The sequence below is a fragment of the Pseudoalteromonas sp. SG45-5 genome, assembly GCF_014164085.1.
GTDB classification, from domain to species: Bacteria; Pseudomonadota; Gammaproteobacteria; order Enterobacterales; family Alteromonadaceae; genus Pseudoalteromonas; species Pseudoalteromonas aliena.
This window is the reverse complement of sequence record NZ_JACJEM010000013.1, coordinates 65,605-83,738: the sequence shown is the minus strand read 5'-3', so window position 1 is coordinate 83,738 and position 18,134 is coordinate 65,605. Positions and strand designations below refer to the sequence as shown.

Annotated in this window: 14 protein-coding genes; 5 read left to right on the top strand and 9 right to left on the bottom strand. The window is 39.1% G+C overall.

What is annotated here, in order from left to right; genetic code table 11:
* The first annotated feature begins 352 nt into the window (after window positions 1-352).
* Window positions 353-1,870 (top strand): S10 family peptidase, encoded by a 1,518-nt coding sequence (locus H5119_RS06125; RefSeq protein ID WP_182701596.1) that lies wholly within the window; start codon window positions 353-355, stop codon window positions 1,868-1,870.
* Window positions 1,871-2,034: 164 nt separating this feature from the next.
* Here the strand turns inward: H5119_RS06125 and H5119_RS06120 are convergent, their stop codons facing one another.
* The gene (locus H5119_RS06120; protein ID WP_182701598.1) at window positions 2,035-2,718 is read right to left on the bottom strand and encodes an START domain-containing protein; all 684 of its coding nucleotides are present in this window, start codon (window positions 2,716-2,718) and stop codon (window positions 2,035-2,037) included.
* The gene (locus H5119_RS06115) at window positions 2,715-4,238 is read right to left on the bottom strand and encodes a CYTH and CHAD domain-containing protein (RefSeq protein WP_182701595.1); all 1,524 of its coding nucleotides are present in this window, start codon (window positions 4,236-4,238) and stop codon (window positions 2,715-2,717) included. The genes H5119_RS06120 and H5119_RS06115 overlap by 4 nt, the downstream gene beginning before the upstream one ends.
* A gap of 213 nt (window positions 4,239-4,451) precedes the next feature.
* On the opposite strand from H5119_RS06115, the gene H5119_RS06110 reads away from it, so the two are divergent.
* Window positions 4,452-5,057 (top strand): TIGR04211 family SH3 domain-containing protein, encoded by a 606-nt coding sequence (locus H5119_RS06110; protein ID WP_182701594.1) that lies wholly within the window; start codon window positions 4,452-4,454, stop codon window positions 5,055-5,057.
* 58 nt (window positions 5,058-5,115) lie between these two features.
* Here the strand turns inward: H5119_RS06110 and H5119_RS06105 are convergent, their stop codons facing one another.
* Entirely contained in the window at window positions 5,116-5,598 is a 483-nt protein-coding gene (locus tag H5119_RS06105; RefSeq protein WP_077535740.1) for a winged helix-turn-helix transcriptional regulator, read from the bottom strand.
* Between the two features lie 169 nt (window positions 5,599-5,767).
* On the opposite strand from H5119_RS06105, the gene putA reads away from it, so the two are divergent.
* Window positions 5,768-9,571, top strand: coding sequence for a bifunctional proline dehydrogenase/L-glutamate gamma-semialdehyde dehydrogenase PutA (gene putA, locus H5119_RS06100; RefSeq protein ID WP_182701593.1), 3,804 nt, complete (start codon window positions 5,768-5,770; stop codon window positions 9,569-9,571).
* Between the two features lie 378 nt (window positions 9,572-9,949).
* Window positions 9,950-11,143: an HD-GYP domain-containing protein gene (locus H5119_RS06095; protein WP_182701592.1), complete on the top strand. Its 1,194-nt coding sequence runs from the start codon at window positions 9,950-9,952 to the stop codon at window positions 11,141-11,143.
* Between the two features lie 262 nt (window positions 11,144-11,405).
* Here the strand turns inward: H5119_RS06095 and H5119_RS06090 are convergent, their stop codons facing one another.
* The 6 genes from H5119_RS06090 to H5119_RS06065 all read right to left on the bottom strand — a co-directional run bounded on the left by H5119_RS06090 (window position 11,406) and on the right by H5119_RS06065 (window position 16,831).
* Window positions 11,406-12,449, bottom strand: coding sequence for a general secretion pathway protein GspB (locus tag H5119_RS06090; protein ID WP_182701591.1), 1,044 nt, complete (start codon window positions 12,447-12,449; stop codon window positions 11,406-11,408).
* Window positions 12,450-12,459: 10 nt separating this feature from the next.
* The gene (locus H5119_RS06085) at window positions 12,460-13,380 is read right to left on the bottom strand and encodes an ExeA family protein (protein WP_138586015.1); all 921 of its coding nucleotides are present in this window, start codon (window positions 13,378-13,380) and stop codon (window positions 12,460-12,462) included.
* A 140-nt stretch (window positions 13,381-13,520) separates the two neighbouring features.
* On the bottom strand, window positions 13,521-14,006 hold the full coding sequence (locus H5119_RS06080) for a DUF1566 domain-containing protein (protein WP_077538812.1): 486 nt from the start codon (window positions 14,004-14,006) through the stop codon (window positions 13,521-13,523).
* A gap of 42 nt (window positions 14,007-14,048) precedes the next feature.
* Entirely contained in the window at window positions 14,049-15,710 is a 1,662-nt protein-coding gene (locus H5119_RS06075) for a DUF1566 domain-containing protein (protein WP_182701590.1), read from the bottom strand.
* A gap of 68 nt (window positions 15,711-15,778) precedes the next feature.
* A complete protein-coding gene (locus H5119_RS06070; RefSeq protein ID WP_077535746.1) occupies window positions 15,779-16,111 on the bottom strand; it encodes a hypothetical protein in 333 nt (110 codons plus the stop codon).
* A gap of 21 nt (window positions 16,112-16,132) precedes the next feature.
* Window positions 16,133-16,831: a DUF2982 domain-containing protein gene (locus H5119_RS06065; RefSeq protein WP_182701589.1), complete on the bottom strand. Its 699-nt coding sequence runs from the start codon at window positions 16,829-16,831 to the stop codon at window positions 16,133-16,135.
* Window positions 16,832-17,078: 247 nt separating this feature from the next.
* On the opposite strand from H5119_RS06065, the gene H5119_RS06060 reads away from it, so the two are divergent.
* A complete protein-coding gene (locus tag H5119_RS06060) occupies window positions 17,079-18,131 on the top strand; it encodes an efflux RND transporter periplasmic adaptor subunit (protein ID WP_182701588.1) in 1,053 nt (350 codons plus the stop codon).
* The last annotated feature ends 3 nt before the right edge of the window (window positions 18,132-18,134 follow it).

Sequence of the window (18,134 nt, the reverse complement as noted above, 5' to 3'; positions counted from 1 at the left end):
CTAAGTAAAAACCGAGCAACAAAGAGTAAATAGCCCCTAGGAAGAACCCTTTGGGCAGCGCCTGTTTGGCATTGATGCTGCGTTATCGCCTATTTATGGGGAATAACCACACTACATAGGCGCTGTCTTGCCTAAATACCAAACAGACTGCTGCAAATTTAACCTTGAAAGTTCAACAGACCCTAATAAATATACCTGATTTTTACGATTAGCTAAATAAGTAAACAGAAAACAGCCTTTTTTAAACGTATTATTTTTACTTAACTAGTAATATCGACGACTAGTCTCAATACTTTTGTTATTTTGCTCATTATTATCTTTAATAGCTTATCAACAATAATTAGGAAACATCATGAAGCTTAGTCGTATTATCAGTTTACCGATAACTGTGATTGCATTAATACTCAGTAGCGCCTCTCTTGCAAGTAACGAACGCCGCATCGACATTGATAGCAAAGTAATAACCCAACACAAAGCGAATATAAACGGTCAACGCTTTACCTATACTGTAGCAACTGGCACACAGCCTGTTTGGGATGATAAAGACAACGCTGTTGCAACACTGCAATACACTTATTACACGCGCGACAAAGTAGATGATAATACAACACGCCCATTACTTATTTCCTTTAATGGTGGACCTGGTTCTGCCTCAGTCTGGATGCATCTCGCTTATACTGGCCCTCGTGTCTTAAAAATCGATGATGAAGGCTACCCAATCCAACCTTATGGCGTAAAAAACAATCCTTATTCCGTACTTGATGTTGCCGATATTGTGTATGTAAACCCAGTTAATACTGGCTATTCTCGCGTACTAGAAAACGATAAAGGCGAGCTTCCTACTAAAGCAAAACAAAAAGAGCTATTTTTTGGTGTTAACGCCGATATTAAATACCTTGCAGAGTGGCTCAATACATTTGTAAACAGAGCTGAACGATGGCGTTCACCTAAATTTTTAATCGGTGAAAGCTATGGTACAACACGTGTATCAGGCCTTGCTCATGAGCTTCAAAATAGTCAATGGATGTATATAAATGGTGTTGTACTTGTATCGCCCACAGATATAGGCATAAAACGCGACGGACCAATTAAAGCAGCTAACCGCCTGCCTTATTTTGCAGCTACGGCTTGGTACCACAAAACACTTAAAACCGATTTACAAGCTAAAGACTTAGACGAGTTACTCCCCGAAGTAGAGCAATTTACAATCAACGAATTGATCCCAGCATTAGCGAAAGGCGGGTTTATTGCCGCAGACGAAAAGCGTCGCATTATAAAGAAAATGGCCGATTATGCAGGCTTGTCAGAGAAGTTTGTTAAACAAAACAACTTAGATATTCCAACTCAATTTTTCTGGAAAGAGCTACTGCGCGATCGCGGTCAAACAGTCGGTCGCCTAGACTCTCGTTATTTAGGAATAGATAAACGTGATGCGGGTGAGTCTCCAGATTATTGGGCTGAACTGACTTCGTGGTTACACTCATTTACACCAGCAATAAATCACTATTTACGTGACGAGCTAAACTATAAAACTGATGTAAAATACAATTTATTTGGCAATGTCCATCCATGGGATAGAACGGGTAATAATACTGGCGAAAATCTGCGTTTAGCAATGGCACAAAACCCATATTTAAATGTAATGATTCAATCAGGCTACTTTGATGGTGCAACTAATTACTTTGATGCTAAATATACATTGTGGCAATTAGATCCAAGCGGAAAAATGAAAGACCGTTTAAGCTTTAAAGGCTATAGAAGCGGACACATGATGTACCTTCGTCATGCAGACCTCGAGCGCTCAAATAATGACTTGCGCGACTTTATATTAAAAGCCTTGCCTAAAGAGGCTCAGGCAGCAAAATATTAATCGTCAATTTATAAATGGCTCTGCTTTGAGCCATTTTTTTACAGTTGATCACGTTTAAAAATTAAATATCCTGTTATGTACGGCCGCCCCCTATTTTCAATCAGCCCTATTTTTGTAAGTAATTTAAGTAAACTTGAAAATAATTCGAGGTTGTAAAACCTTGTCTACTCAGTACTTAAACATGCTCCTGCTTCAATTACAGGATCCTTTGCTTGATACTTTTTATGGGCCAGCATATCGCGTAAATTAAAAAGGGTTTTAAAAACACTATTGAGCCCTACTTTATTGTTAACCCAAGTAGGAATAATTCCACCTGGTAATGCGTAAATCTGATAAACGATATTTAAACTACCATTGTGTTGAGTTAACAACCAATGTGCAGTTAAGGTTTCGATTCTGACCACATTTTTATAAAGTGGCAGCTCATTTAGATACGCTTTAACAATAAGTAAACTTTGTTGCGGGGTTAATTGTGAGTAACACGAATAGGTTACAACATCTCTATTCGCTATTGGCCATGGAGAGTCAAAGTAACTATATACAATATTTTCTGAAGGGCTTAACGTTTTAATGACACGTACTTTAGAGACATTTTCTACCCAGTACGGAGCTACATTTGTATCACTGAGTAATTCTAAAAAGTCCTTTGCAGATACATGCTCTACATCCACCTCACCTTTAACTTCAAACGTGTTATCGCTGTGACTTTGATAATGTACACTCACTCCCTGCTTATTTTTATACTCTTGCCATACAGGCTCTGAGAAAACGTAAAAGCATTGAATTAAAAGCACAATGCCTACGCACTTTTGAATTAAGTTGATATTACAAAAGTGCGTTACTCTCATTTTTGCCAATAAGGGTCTTTATCAAAAGACGCAAGCCGGCTTTGTTCCATAGCGCTGACTAAGTATTCAGATTTTTGCTCAAGCCAAGATTGAATTTTAGCAAGCTGCTCATCTTCCTGACCCGCGCATAGCTGCTTTAAATACTCTAGCGTGCTCAGCTCATACATACCATGGGAAATGTCTAACCACGGCAGTCGAAACTCTAACCGCTCTTCATTATCAAATAAAGAGCCTAAACAATTACCGCTCAGCAGGCTATTTTCTAACTGCATTCGCAAACTCAAATAATCAGTTACGTTGAGTGTTTGCTCTTTAGGTAATAAGTGATGAAGGTTTTTCCAGTCTTTATTAAACAACCGATTTGCAATTGATAAAACCGGCTTTTCTGAAGCTTGAAGCTCAACTTGGCCCCAATCTTTACGCCATTGTTTATCTATCAGCCACGTTGTTAGCGATAGCAGTAAACGGTTATAACGCGCACTGTGAAATAGCGCATTAATATCATCAATGCTTGGCTGTAATTCTTTTAAATCATTAATAACTTGAGCTAAGGCAGGTGCTGCATTTATCTTTTTGTAAAATGCATGACGTTTAGATGTGTATGTTTTTAATTGAATCGCATTTTCTACCCATGCTAATTCACTCAATAGCCACTTAAGTTCAGTACGTAAATACTCGGTATTCTCTTTAGAAACAATATCGTCGTATAACCAAAACGTATGGCGAATTAAGCTAATGCCGTCCGTCACTCTTTTTAGCGTTTTTAAACTTGGTTTATCGAAGTAACACTGTTCGTGTTTTTGCACAAACCGAATGCCAAAATTCATCGCTTCCATCAATGCTTTTTCTTGGCTTGATGTATTCGTTAACTGCACAAACCCAATTGACTTACTTGGTTTTAAAGGTTTATCGTCTGCAAGTCGATACCCACGAGCTGCTTTTGAATATAACCCTAAGCGGATGCAACTTTGACTTACTAACTTATCCGCTAAAGCGAATAACTCATTTCGACTACCTTCAATTAACTCAATTTCAAGTTCACTAATAACCTCTATCTGGCCGGCTGCTGCAATTTCCCCCTTGTCGAGTACCACTTCAATTTTCCCGCCAGTCTCTGTTTCAATTAGCCATGTACGACGAATAAAGTTAGTACTAAAAATAGGGTATAAATTTTGCGAGATTGAACTAACTTGCATGCCATGAGGCCATATATCAACATTGAACGCCATCAAATTAGGGCGGTTTGAGTCAATAGGCAGGTTATACTCAGGTCGTTGATGCAAACCACCAACGACCTCGCCTGCAAGCTTTATAGTTTGCTCACATTGGCTATCTGCACAACGGGTTCTAAAACCAATATCAAGGGCTCTAAGTTCACGACTCGGCGTGTCGTAGTATGCATTTTGCAAACTACGCGAGGGCTTATTAATAACAGTTTTAGCAAATTGAGTAATTAGCGAGGGGATCAGTGGAATTACGGCATCTGATACCAAAAACTTCAGTTCTATCTCAGTATCCATTCGGTCTGCGGATTACCTTTAAAATAAATAAGTGCTCAAAATAAACAAAGCACACACACAATGCAAATTTTTTGGCCTTATTTTGCCATCAAAATAGGGGCAGAGTTACAATATCTACCTTGCTATTACGTTATTTAATCCATACTATCTAGTTACTTATGTGACATAAAATCACGTTTATAACGGACACAGCTAGATCAACAAGGTAGATAAATGCTAAAACATTGTTTATTAGGGCTACTTTTAACAGCCACCACATTCATGAGTTACGCGCAAGAAGCACAAGATACAAACTCAACGGATGAAAATACCGCCTATATTATCGATAACTTATATACTTTTATGCGCTCAGGGGCGAGTAAAGACTATAGATTACTTGGCTCTGTAGACGCGGGAACAAAATTAACTGTGTTATCTGGCGAAGAAAATGGCTTTATAAAAATTAAAGATGATAAAGAGCGTGAAGGCTGGATCGAAACTAAATTTGTGACTAAAACAGCAGGCTTAAAGCAGCAATACCAAGTATTGAGTGACGAAATAAGCAACATACAAGAAAACCTGCGTACTGCTCAAATTAAATTACCGCAGTTACAAGAACAAAATCAGGCTTTAACAGATCAAAACCTACAGCTGTCTGAGCAAATTGCTCAATTAAAAGTGACGTTAGAACAAGAGCGGGCTCAAAAAGAATCTGTCAGCGCCCAAGAGAAGCGCCAATTACTGACTTATGGTAGTGCGATTGCTTTCTTAGGCTTGTTTTTAGGTATCATTTTAACAATTGTACTATCGCGTCGTAAACGTTACGAAGGCTGGGCATAAAACGTAATTAATGTTTGGGGTAAAATAACCTGTGTATTTTACCCCTATTAGTTACCTATCAAATATCAATTAGTAATCCCTTATCTTCTTTTATTTTTTCAATAACCATATAAGTATGGTGCGTACCTACGCCCGGAATATCGACTAAGTCACCCAAAACTTGCCTATACTCTTCCATATTAGACACTCGTATTTTTAATAAGTAATCATAGCCACCAGCAACCATGTCACATTCAACAACTTGTTTAATTCTTATAACATGCTCTCTGAACACCTTAAATACAGCGGTATTTGAGGCAACAAGTGATATTTGCACATGTGCAACTAAACTTTGGTTAAGTTTTGCTTCACTTAACTTGGCGTAGTAGCCTTCGATGTAACCCTCTTGCTCTAATCGTTTTACACGATCAAGGCATGGGCTAGCGCTCAAATTAACCTGCTTTGCGAGGTTAACATTAGAAATTCTGCCGTTCTTTTGGAGAACGTCTAATATTGCTAAATCGATGCGATCTAACAGCCGTAATCTATTTGGAATTGTCATAACAGAATTTTATGCGGATAAGTTAAATTTATGCCCTGTAAATTATCGTAAAACGCGAAATTTAACCAGCATATTCTGCTGAAATTTAATTAGAATGCACACATTATATCACTGGTAATTTATTGGTAATTAATTTTACTTTAAATCTTAACACTCCTGGGAGTTGCTTATGTTATTCAAAGGCGATTTGACAACACACTGTCCTATCAGACAAAAAATTCGTGACTTTTACCGCATTGATGAAAATGCGGTTATTGATCATATTTTACCGCTTGCAGAAGTCGGTGTAAAAGCACGAAGTCGTGCATGGGAAAGAGCTCGCCAGATTGTTTTAAACATTCGTAAAGAACAAGATGGGCAAGGCGGTGTTGACGCGCTTTTAAATGAATTTTCACTATCAAGTGAAGAAGGCGTTGTATTAATGTGTTTGGCTGAAGCCTTACTTCGCGTACCAGATAAAGCAACTCAAGAAGTTCTGATCCGCGACAAGTTAGCAAAAGGTGATTGGAGCTCTCATTTAGGAAGCAGCGATTCTTTATTTGTAAATGCGTCGTCATGGGGATTATTAGTAACCGGTAAAATGGTTAACTACACAGATAAAACGAAAGAGCAGCAGTTTGGCATGCTTAAAAGAACCATTGGTCGTTTAGGTGAACCGGTTATTCGTAAATCTGTAAATTTTGCTATGAAAATTATGGGTAAGCAATTCGTTATGGGTCGTACCATTGACGAAGCAATTGAACGTGCTGCCGATACAGAGCAAAAAGGCTATGTATATTCTTACGATATGCTAGGCGAAGGCGCGCGCACAATGAAAGATGCGACGCGCTACTTTGACAGCTACATGAATGCAATACACGCCATTGGTAAAGCAGCAAACGGCCGCGGCCCAATTAAGAGCCCTGGTATTTCAGTTAAACTTTCAGCTATTCATCCACGTTATGAGTTCACTCATAAAGACCGTGTAATGGCAGAAATCGTACCTAAGTTAAAAGAGCTTGCGCTTGCTGCTAAAAAATACGATATCGGCTTTACGGTTGATGCAGAAGAAGCTGATCGCTTAGACATCTCTCTTGATGTAATTGAAGCCGTATTTAGCGATACAGACTTAGGCGATTGGCAAGGGTTTGGTTTAGCGGTTCAAGCGTATCAAAAGCGCGCTATTTTCGTTATAGAGTGGCTAACAGAACTTGCGACCCGCGTGGGTCGTAAAATGATGGTACGCCTAGTTAAGGGTGCTTATTGGGATACAGAAATCAAAACCACACAACAAGATGGTTTAGAGCATTTTCCTGTATTTACGCGAAAAGCCACAACCGATGTTTCTTACAAAGCATGTGCAATTAAAATGCTTGAAGCGCGCGGCGTGCTTTATCCGCAATTTGCAACCCACAACGCTTACACGGCAGCTACTATTTTAGAAGTTGCAAAAGGTGATAACACCGGCTTTGAATTCCAACGCCTGCACGGTATGGGTGAATCATTATTCGACCAAATCGTCACCGAGGAAAAAATTCAGTGTCGCGTGTACGCACCTGTTGGCCAACACGAAGACCTACTTGCATACTTAGTACGTCGTCTCTTAGAAAACGGCGCTAACTCCTCCTTTGTAAACGCCATTGTAGATACAACAAAACCGGTTGAGTCATTACTGCCAGATCCAGTAGAAACACTGCAAGGCCTGCGTAACAAGTACAATACACAAATCAAAATGCCGATTGATTTATACGGTGAAGAACGTGCTAACTCTAAAGGCATGGATTTAACCGATATAAACGTTATCACCCCTTTCAAAGAAAATCTTGAAAGTTGGTTTAACGAACATCTCATTGAGCAAAGTCAAGTACCTGAAGGCTCTCTGGCTGTTAAAAATCCAGCGGATCATAAAGAAATCATCGGTCACGTTAAATTACAAACTGGCGAAGAGATGAAAGTGCTATTGGCTAACGCTGAAGCGGCTTTTGAATCGTGGTCACAAACACCGGTGAAAGAGCGTGCAAATTTACTGCGTCGTGTTGCTGATATTTTAGAGCGTCATCACGACGAACTAGTCGCTATCTGTATTAAAGAAGCAGGTAAAGTAGCACAAGATGGTATTGATGAAGTACGTGAAGCGGTTGATTTTTGTCGTTACTACGCAGCGCGTGCTGAGGAGTTATCGCAAGATGAACGCTTTGAAGCCCGTGGCGTTATTCTATGTATTAGCCCGTGGAACTTCCCGCTTGCAATATTCTTAGGGCAAGTTGCCGCTGCGATTGTTACAGGTAACACTGTAATTGCTAAGCCTGCAGAGCAAACAAGCTTAATTGCCCTTCGTGCAATTGAGCTTATGCTATCAGTTGGCTTACCTGAACATGTTGTTCAACCTGTTATCGCTCGCGGTAGTGAAGTCGGTAAGGTGATTGTGCCAGACGAACGCATTCAAGCAATTATGTTTACCGGCTCGACAGAAACCGGGACGTTAATTTCGCAAACGCTGGCTGCTCGTAACGATATTCAAGTACCGTTAATTGCAGAAACTGGCGGTCAAAACTGTATGATTGTTGACTCAACAGCACTTCCTGAGCAAGTTGTTGACGATGTAATTAGTTCTGGCTTTCAAAGCGCAGGTCAGCGCTGTTCGGCTCTTCGTGTTTTATTTATTCAAGAAGATGTAGCTGATGGCATAATCGATATGCTAAAAGGGGCACTTGCTGAACTGCATATTGGCGACCCATCGTTACTATCTACCGATGTAGGTCCTGTGATTGATGAAAAAGCACTTAAAAACCTAAACGATCATGTTGAGTACCTAAAGGGTAATGCGACGCTTCATTACGAGTGCAAAATTCCTGATAACACACAAAATGGTGCATTCTTTTTTGCGCCTCGCTTATACGAAATTAAAGACCTATCGGTACTTAAACGTGAAGTATTTGGCCCATGTGTTCATATTATCCGCTTTAAATCGAACGAACTTGATAATGTGATGGATCAAATAAATAATACAGGTTACGGCTTAACAATGGGTGTGCATTCGCGTATTGAAGAGCGCTGTGAGTACTTAGCTAAAATGTCACGTGCAGGTAACGTATACATTAACCGCAACATGATTGGCGCTATCGTTGGTGTGCAACCGTTTGGTGGACGTGGTTTATCAGGTACTGGCCCTAAAGCCGGCGGCCCTAACTATCTACAACGTTTAGTAAAAGAAAAAGCATCGCCAGACAACGTGCAAATGACTAACCTAACGCCTGACGAGCTTGATTTACACCACTACAGCGGTGCAAATGAGCAAGTTAAAAAGCTAATGGCTAATTCAATGCGCGATGAAAAAATCTGGCGTGCAACACCACTAAACGACCGTGTTTCGGCTGTGCGTCAGTTGCTCGCTAAAATTGCAACAGTAGAGATCATAGACGACTTAGCAGACGATTTAGCATTAACATTATCTGAAGCCCGCGCTCAGCTTAACCGCCTTGAAAAGCACATGCGTAAATTTACTACTCTTCCAGGGCCTACAGGTGAGTCGAATACCCTTCATCTAGAAGCACGTGGTTGCGTAGTGTGTTATGCGGATAAGAGTACATCATTTAACTTCTGGGCACTGTCTATTATTACTGCCATAGCTGCAGGTAACACAGTAATTACAGTAGCGTCTGAGTTATTTTATGATGAAGCCGTTGCCTTTAAAGATAAGTTTATCTCGACAGGCGTTGCTGAAGGCGTTTTCCAAGTAGCCAAACCTAATCAGTTACAAGCTATCTTGGCGCACCCTCATTTAGCAGGTGCCGTAGTGGCTGCTCGTTCGTCTCGTTTTGGCTACTTTAGCCAACAACTTGCACAACGCAAAGGCGCTATTTTACCCGTGATTAGCTCAGAGTATTACGATACGCTAATTAAGCGTCTTATCACTGAAAAAACGATAAGTATTGATACAACTGCATCAGGTGGTAATACATCACTAATGACGCTTGTTGAAGACGATGAATAATTAGCTTAAAGCTAGGGCGTGTTGCTCTTTGTGGATTGAAATTTGTTCAATCTAGGGGCGGTTGAATCGCGGCGCGAGGTTTGCAACCTAGTGGGCTAAGTAAAAACCGAGCAACAAAGAGTCAACCGCCCCTAGAAAGAACCCAAAGGGCAGCGCATGTTTGGCACTTACGCTGCGTTATCGCCTATTCATGGGGAACACCACACATCATAGGCTCTGCCTTGCTTAAATACCAAACAGTCTGCTGTAAACTCAACCACCAAAGATCAACACGCCCTCATCCATAACCATTAAAAAAGGCATCATTTGATGCCTTTTACTATATAAAAGTATTATTCTTTGCTATTTTATATATAAATAAACCATTGAGTTGTTAATTTGAAAATTGTTCCTATTTCACAGTTACTCCCTGGTATGTTTGTACAAAGTGTCACTAAACAAACAGGTCGTATTAAAATAAAAAACCAAGGCTGGGTTAAAACTCAAGCCGGCATTGATAAACTTAAAAAAGCAGGCATTTTAGAAGTCGAAATAGACCCTGATAAAACACTCACCGAGTCAGTCCCCGAAAAACAACCACTTGATATCCCTACTCCACTTAAAAAACGCGATCCTTGGCAAAAAGTACACAGTGCAGAACAAGAAATGGGGAAGGCCAAAAAACTATACGACGAAGCTAGAACGTTACAAACTAAAGCGTTTAAAGACATAAAAGCAGGTCGTGATATAGACATAACCCCTTTTAGAGAACTTGCCAGTGGCTTTATAGATTCTGTATTTAGGAATCAAGATGCGCTTGCGTGCCTTACGCAAATGCGCCAAAAAGATGCTTACTTACTTGAGCACTCTATTAATGTTTCAATTTTAATGAGTATCTTTGCAAAACATTTAAATATAGAAAAAGACATAATAGAAGAGCTAACTACTGGTGCACTTTTGCACGATATAGGAAAAATAAAGATTCCTGATGAAGTACTTAATAAGCCAGGACGTTTTACTGAAGCTGAATTTGAGATAATGAAAAACCACTCACTGTTTAGCAAAGAAATTCTAGAAGAAGCAGGACTAACAGGTATTGCTGTTGATATTGCAGGTATGCATCATGAGCGGCTAGATGGTAAAGGTTATCCATTTGGTAAAAAAGGCGAAGAGATAAGCCAATATGTACGAATGTCTTCTATTGTTGATGTGTATGATGCACTCACTGCTGAGCGAGTATATAAAGCAGGAATGGAGCCAATAAAAGCATTTAAAATATTAAAAGACGGCTGCCCAGATAGCTTTGACCCTGTATTACTGAATAAATTTATTCAGTGTATTGGCATCCATCCTGTAGGTACTCTGGTGAGGTTATCAAGCCAAAAAATTGGGTTAGTTACCGAAAGCAACCCTGCGACACCTTTAAAGCCCATCGTTAAAACGTTCTACAGCGCTAAACATAGTCGCTACACTGAAATAAAAGATATAGATTTAGCAAGTAAAAAGACCTTGGATTCACTTGAGTCTGCGGTTAAGGCTAAAGAATATAATATTGATATAGAACGTTTTTATAAAAATACGATTCTACCTTAAATTAATTTTGCTACTTCAAAGTAAAAAGCACCTATGAAGTAGCTGATAGCCCTTATACCAATTGCATTAAATTAGCGAACTATTATAGCGATACGAAAATAGCTCAATAACAAGACTAAAATTATGACATAGTGTTGTTATCAATAATTGCTCCGTGCATTGCTCACCCTCCTGCATCCATGCAGTCGGCTATAAATAATTTTTAACATCGTTAGTGAATTATTTAAGACGCTATAATGATCATGTTTTTAATAAATTGATATTATTGCGGCCAATCTTGCAATGCTTTTAAGCTAAATTCATATCCATCAAAATCTAGAACACTTTGCTCAGGTGTAATTTCGCGAACAGTGAGCGCACCGATACTTTCACCTTCGTGAAGTTCTCGCCCATTAAGCTTTATCCAGCGCTTATCGGCACTGGATGAATAAATATGTGCTTGATATTTTATTGGAGGCAAAATAACCTGCAATCCATCAGGCAATAACTCAACAGGATCAACGCGAGAAGAATGACGGGTTCCTTGCGTTACTTCGTAATCTTGATTTTTTTCTGCATCTTGCACTGCTTGAGCAAACGCATTTTTTAAAGTAGAGGGTACTGCATCAAGCTCTGGATCAGTGATTTGCGGTTGCTCAGTGCTGCCATTTATTGGCTTGCCAAGAACTTTATACTTACTCATATCAAGTTGCGCCGATGCCGTATTTTGGTTTTGCCCAAATACCGACGAATTTTGTGCATTACTCAAATTATAATTAGTTTGTGGATTAAATGCTTGCTGATTATAATTTTGAACAGGCATGGCCTGCTGCACAAACTGTTGCTGATTATAACCAGTGGCACTCAAGGGGGGATTTGATGGCATAGGGATATATTGTCCGCTCGGTGTTAGTAGCATTTGCTGCACACCATTAGGTGTTTGCACATGTACCAACTGCCCTTCTATTGTAGCGGTATTTGTTGCAGCGACTTTATTGGCTGACTCTAATTGAGCTAATTGCTGCTTTTGAAGATCAGCATCCTCTGTATCAGGCTTTATTTCAGGCGCTGGTATTTTACTTTCAACCACTTTAAGCTCATCAGCTACCGAGGTTTTTAATAAAGGGCTCACTTGCAGCCATTTACCTGTTGTAAAACCCGTTGCAACGGCAATAAACGCGACCAAACTTCCGCCAAATATCAATGCTAATCGTCTGTAACGTTTAAGTGCTTGCTGCTGTTTTAATTGTTCTGACTGTAAATCATATTGCTCAGCACTCATATCAGCTTGTTCTGACTGTTTTAATGCATCTAATAAATAAGACATAACTACCTAACTATAAAATAAATGAAAGCCCAATACCGACTGTAAATAAAGCAGCGAACGCAATGCCATATGACCAAAAAGAAATAGAGTTTTGCGGTTTTTTATTGGTTGAGGCAATAAAATCCATAGGAAGTGATTCATGGGCTGACTTTTTTATTATATCGCCATCAACAACTAACTGCTGTTTTGCAAAAGTGCCCACTAAAGCTCGCTCACATACTAAGTTCATTAGGCGGGGCACCCCACCCGTTAATTGATGCACAGCTTGCATAGCATCCATTGAAAATATTCCCTTATCACACCCAGCTATATGTAGCCGATGTTTAATATAGGCTACTGTTTGTCCTTGCGTAAGTGGCAATAAATGGTAACGAGCTGTTATTCGCTGAGCCAGTTGCCTCAGCTCATTTCGCTTTAAAAGCTCTTGTAGTTCAGGTTGACCCACGAGCACTATTTGTAATAGTTTTTTATGATCGGTTTCAATATTTGTCAGCAAACGCAATTGTTCAAGCACATTGGGTGCAAGCAACTGCGCTTCATCAATAATTAGTATGGTATGCCCACCCGATTTATTATTTGTCTCTAAATGCTTTTTTATAATATCGGTAAGGCTTTTTAGCGTTGCGTTTTGTGTATCATAACTAATTTTTAGCTCGTCACAAATACTGGCTAATAATTCAAGCTCTGAAAGTGCGGGGTTATGGATCATAGCCACTTGTGTATTTTCAGGAAGCTGCTCTAGCATACTGCGGGTAATTGTCGTTTTTCCTGTGCCCACTTCACCCGTTAATAATACAAATCCTCCATCTTCACCCAATCCGTAGGTAAGGTGTGCTAAGGCTTCTTTATGTCGTTCACTTAAAAATAAGTAGTGAGGGTTAGGCGAGATAGAAAATGGTTTCTCGTTCAGGCCAAAATAGCTTAAATACACCGTGATGTTCCTTCGTCAATAAATCACGGCCTATAATGGCAAAAAAACGCTTGCAGTGACAACACTGTAAGCGCTTTATTATTGAAATAACGTAAATTTATGTAAAATAAAGTGCACATTACAAAAAAGAGTCTGAGTATTTACTTTTCGTAGCGCACTAAACGTAAATACACATCACTGGTTTTAGCATGCAGGCTATTTAAGCCACTATCAAATTGATAAACCCAAGCTGAGCTCATGTTGCTAACTCCTGAGGTGCTAGACCAATAATTTTGTAGCTTAGTGCCAAAAAAAACAGTTTCATTAATACTTGGCTCTGTACAGCTATGCTCTAAAATACTTGCCAGCTCTTTAATATTGGGCACTTGCCAATCATCATGCTTTGCGGTTGCATCGTTAACCGCTACCTTTAATGCTTCTTGCCAAGTAAGTGATGGTGTAGAGCCATCACAATTATTAGTCTGCGCATTGTATATTTGTCCATAGCTACAACGTTGCCACATTAAACCTGTTTGTGGGTCCGATACAGTGCCATCCGTGTTTATCACAAATCGGTCAGTTGGCGTTGTTGTATCTATTGATGAGTAACAAGTTTGTTCGGCGGCAAGATTAAAGCTCAGAGCCATTATCGTTAATGCGTAAAATGATGTTATTTTCACAATTTTCTCCTAACGGCTTCTGACTAAGCGGACATAAGCCGTTTTATCTTTAGGGTAAGCAAGATCATTACCACTACTCATATCTATTATATAAGCTTGCGATAAACTCGTTCCATCAGCCGCTGTTTGCGATGTCCAATAAGGTAAGCTGACCCCACTTATAGCTCCAGCTAAGGGAACATGAGGAAAAATGCTCGTATCTATTAGTACTCTTTGTCCTTGCTTACCGTAATCAATTAAGCCTAATAACTCTGTATAAGTAGGTACTCGCCAATTTGTACCACCACAAAAATCAACAGCGTTAACTTCATTAATATACGTTTGTAAGCCACAGTCGGTATTACTTGGACATGTGGTATTAGCACCGCCTGTAGTTGCAGCACCGGAATCTGCATCACTTAAATTCCAAGTGTAATGATTTTGACCGTCACGTAACGGGGTATTTGGTAAAGAACCCGATATTCCGCTTTTCACTTCCCAAACCAAGCCTGTTACATTATCGCGAATACAACTAAAGTTAGTACTGTTGTCAGCAACTTCATCTGCAAACTCATTCAGCTTTGTATAATCAAACGCTAAGTTTCCTTGGCCCACTTTATCTAGACGATTAGCAAAGCTATCACGACCAAGCTCTGCATCTTGACTTGGAAAGTCATCATTATCGCAATTTATGCGCAGAGTATTGTTGTAACATTCACCAATACCACTATCGTTTATAAGTCCCAGTGATTTTGGTGATACATCAATAAATAACGCATCTGTATCGGTACGTCCCTTCGTATCAGTTACCGTTACCTCAAAACTTAATATTGTATCTGTATCTACATCGGAGGCAAAAAATGTTGTTGTACATTGGCTACTATCACTCAGTGCCTCAGCGCTTCCGGTAAGTTGTTGCCATTTACACTGATATGTATCTGTAACTGTTTCACTGCTAGTTGCATCTAAAGTTACTTGTTCGAACTCTTCAATATTTTGATCTTCTCCAGCATTTGCATCTACTAACTCATTCGTTTTATTGAGTGTCATAGTATATTGCGTACTGGCCTTACCGCCTTCATCATCAGTGACTGTTAATTGCCACGATAAATTCTCACTACTTTCCAATAAAGGATGTGAAAAACTAAGGGTAGCCTCATTGAAAGTAGTAATATTTAAATCTGGGCCTGATAACAGCTGCCATAAATAGCTATTAATTTGACCGTTTCCATCTGGATCACTTGATTCGAGGCCACTTAAAGTTACAGTGTCTTTGTATACAGAAGGGGGAGTTACCGGTAACGTTTGTGCAATAACAGCAAGAGGAAGCTGATTGTTAGAACTAACTGAAATAGAAATGTCGTCACTTACGGCGCTACTACCTGAGCTTTGATAACTAACTCGTAAAACGATATTACTGTCAGTTTTAACATCTGGTGCGGTAATTTTTTGTTCTGCACCATCAAGCGGAAAACCGTCTAAACTTGGGCCGCTTACTTGTTGCCATGTAAATGTACCATCGGCGGGAGAGCCCTGTGCAGTAATGGTAAATTCAGTTTTTTCGATAATACTTAGATCAGCTCCAGCATTAACCGATGCCTCTACAGCTAAATTATCATCACTACCACCACCGCCTCCACATGCACTCAGTAAGCTGCAAGAAATGAGAGGAATTAAAGCAAACGCTTTCATGCGCAGCACCTTCTATGTTAAATAATTACTATAGTGTAATCACAAGCAATAAAGATGCCATTAAAAATTTACATATAGGTATCTTGATGAATGCGTACAAACAACTTTGTACCTATTTTACTATAATCTATTTTGTATTCACGCCCATCTAAAGCTTGAATAAACAGAAGTTGTTTTTCTTCGCCAAACAAATCAGCACTTCCGACATACACGACTTCTAAGTATCGCTCTTTCGCATCGCGGCGATTTTTTGGCAGTTCTTCTTTAAATGGTTCTAAACCACTTTGCGTCACTTTAATCCGAGGGTGTAATTCCGAATTTACAATAACTAAATCAAGTTTTCGATCTTTATGTATTATGGTATTTCGACCACTTTTTAAAAAGGCTCTTTCTTGGCTCATTACGATTCCTACTATCGCAGTTTAATCTCTTACTTGCGATGCTATAAACTGACTGGGTTGATGCTTCCATTTATTCAAGTTAGCACTGAAATCCCAAACATCTCTATCTAATACACTGGCAGGCAATAATAAATCATAACCTGTTAGCAGTTGAAGGAACTTAGCTCTGTTTGCAAACATAGCTATAAGTCCATTATAGCAAATCCCTTTTTGGGATTTATATTGTGTGTCTTCTATTAACCATTCTGATGGGCAATTACCATTTTTGCAATGTTTTTGAACAGCTTGCATAAATAAATATCGTTGCTCTATAAGTAGTTTGCCTGCGATTCGAGGAGCAATATCTGCTAAAAACTCATCTATATCATTTACTTTCACTCCCACAGCATTCAATTCTATGTATTCAAAACTATCTTTTACTTTAGGTATGCCACTGTGATGAAAATTAGCATGAGGCAAACGCCAAGAACCATATTTATGGTTATAAACAAGTGTTGCTTCATCTAATACTAAACTATAAAAAGGCTCTTGAGTTTTTAAAAAACCAACAAAAATGGCAACTAGGCAAACACTCACTAAAAAAATTTCTAAAATACTGATTTCACCTGGGCGTAATAAATTAAATGCCATAATAAATGCCAACCCAACAGCACCTACTATTAAAATTTCAATACCATTGCGAGTACCTTGCGCTCTATATTTTATATTATTTTTACCCATGCTGATAAAACACCATGTAAAATATAAACATAATAATAGCCCATGCAATGACTTTTCTGGCCCTTATACAAGCCTTGCAGGATGTTTTAAAATTCATATATTTACCTCTTTAATTGCAACAAAACAGGTACGCACTATTATTCTCATCAACTTTTACGCTTAACGCACAAATTTATGAGACACATAACCGTCTTTCTCCGGTCTTATTTCGTACAATAGTTACAATTAATTTTCAGGTATGAAAACGATGTACTCAAGACAATCAGGCAAAGCTCTTTTCCCATTTATTATTACGCTATTACTAATATTTAGCGTCTACTTATATTTACCGTCTAGCCATGGCGAACAAACAGATTTCTCTAAAATGTCTACTCAGGTATCTGCGCATACTGTTACCTCACAAGAAAATGCTGTCATGATCGAGGCCATCGGCAGTGCACGTGCAAATCAAGCCATTTATATAAAAAGCGCACAAAACGATTATGTCACAGATATTTACTTTAAAGATGGTGACTTAGTCAGTAAAGGCCAAAAGTTAGTACAACTGCAAAGTAAGCAAGAACAACTTGCTGTTAAAGAGTTAAGTATTAATCTACAAGAAGAAAAACGCCAGCTCAATCGGCTAACCGAACTTTCACGCTCGCAATCAACTGCAAAGTCTTTATTAGAAGAACAGCTATCTCGTGTTGATGCAACTAAAGCGCAGCTAGAAAGCGCTACGGTAAAACTAAATGAAATGACAATAACCGCACCGTTTTCTGGTCTTTTAGGTAAGCGTGAAATATCGGTGGGTGCTTATGTTAGCAACGCAACAATAATAACTACGCTTGATGATATTAGTATTATTAAAGTTGATTTTAAAGTACCTGAAAAATACTTAGCGCAACTTAGCGCGGGTATGAAAGTACTTACTCAAAACGACGCTTACCCAGATAAAACCTTTACCGGAAAAGTAACACATATTAGCTCACGTATTGACTTTGTAACACGCAGTGTTGAAGTAACAGCAAGTTTTGCTAATAAGTCAGGGTTATTACGCCCAGGTATGCTACTTAACACAGCACTCGAGCTTAGCAGCAATCAAGCTTTAATGGTGCCAGAAAAAGCGGTGATACCTTTGCAAGACAAACACTTTGTTTTTCAAATTAAAGACGGTATAGCTAATCGCATAGAAGTACATGTTGCTAGCAGAAACAACGGCTGGGTTGCTATTGATGAAGGCTTAACAGACGGCCAGCAAATTGTTACCGAAGGGCTGATAAAAATTCGCTCTGGAAGTAAAGTAAGCGTAAAGGGGTAATAT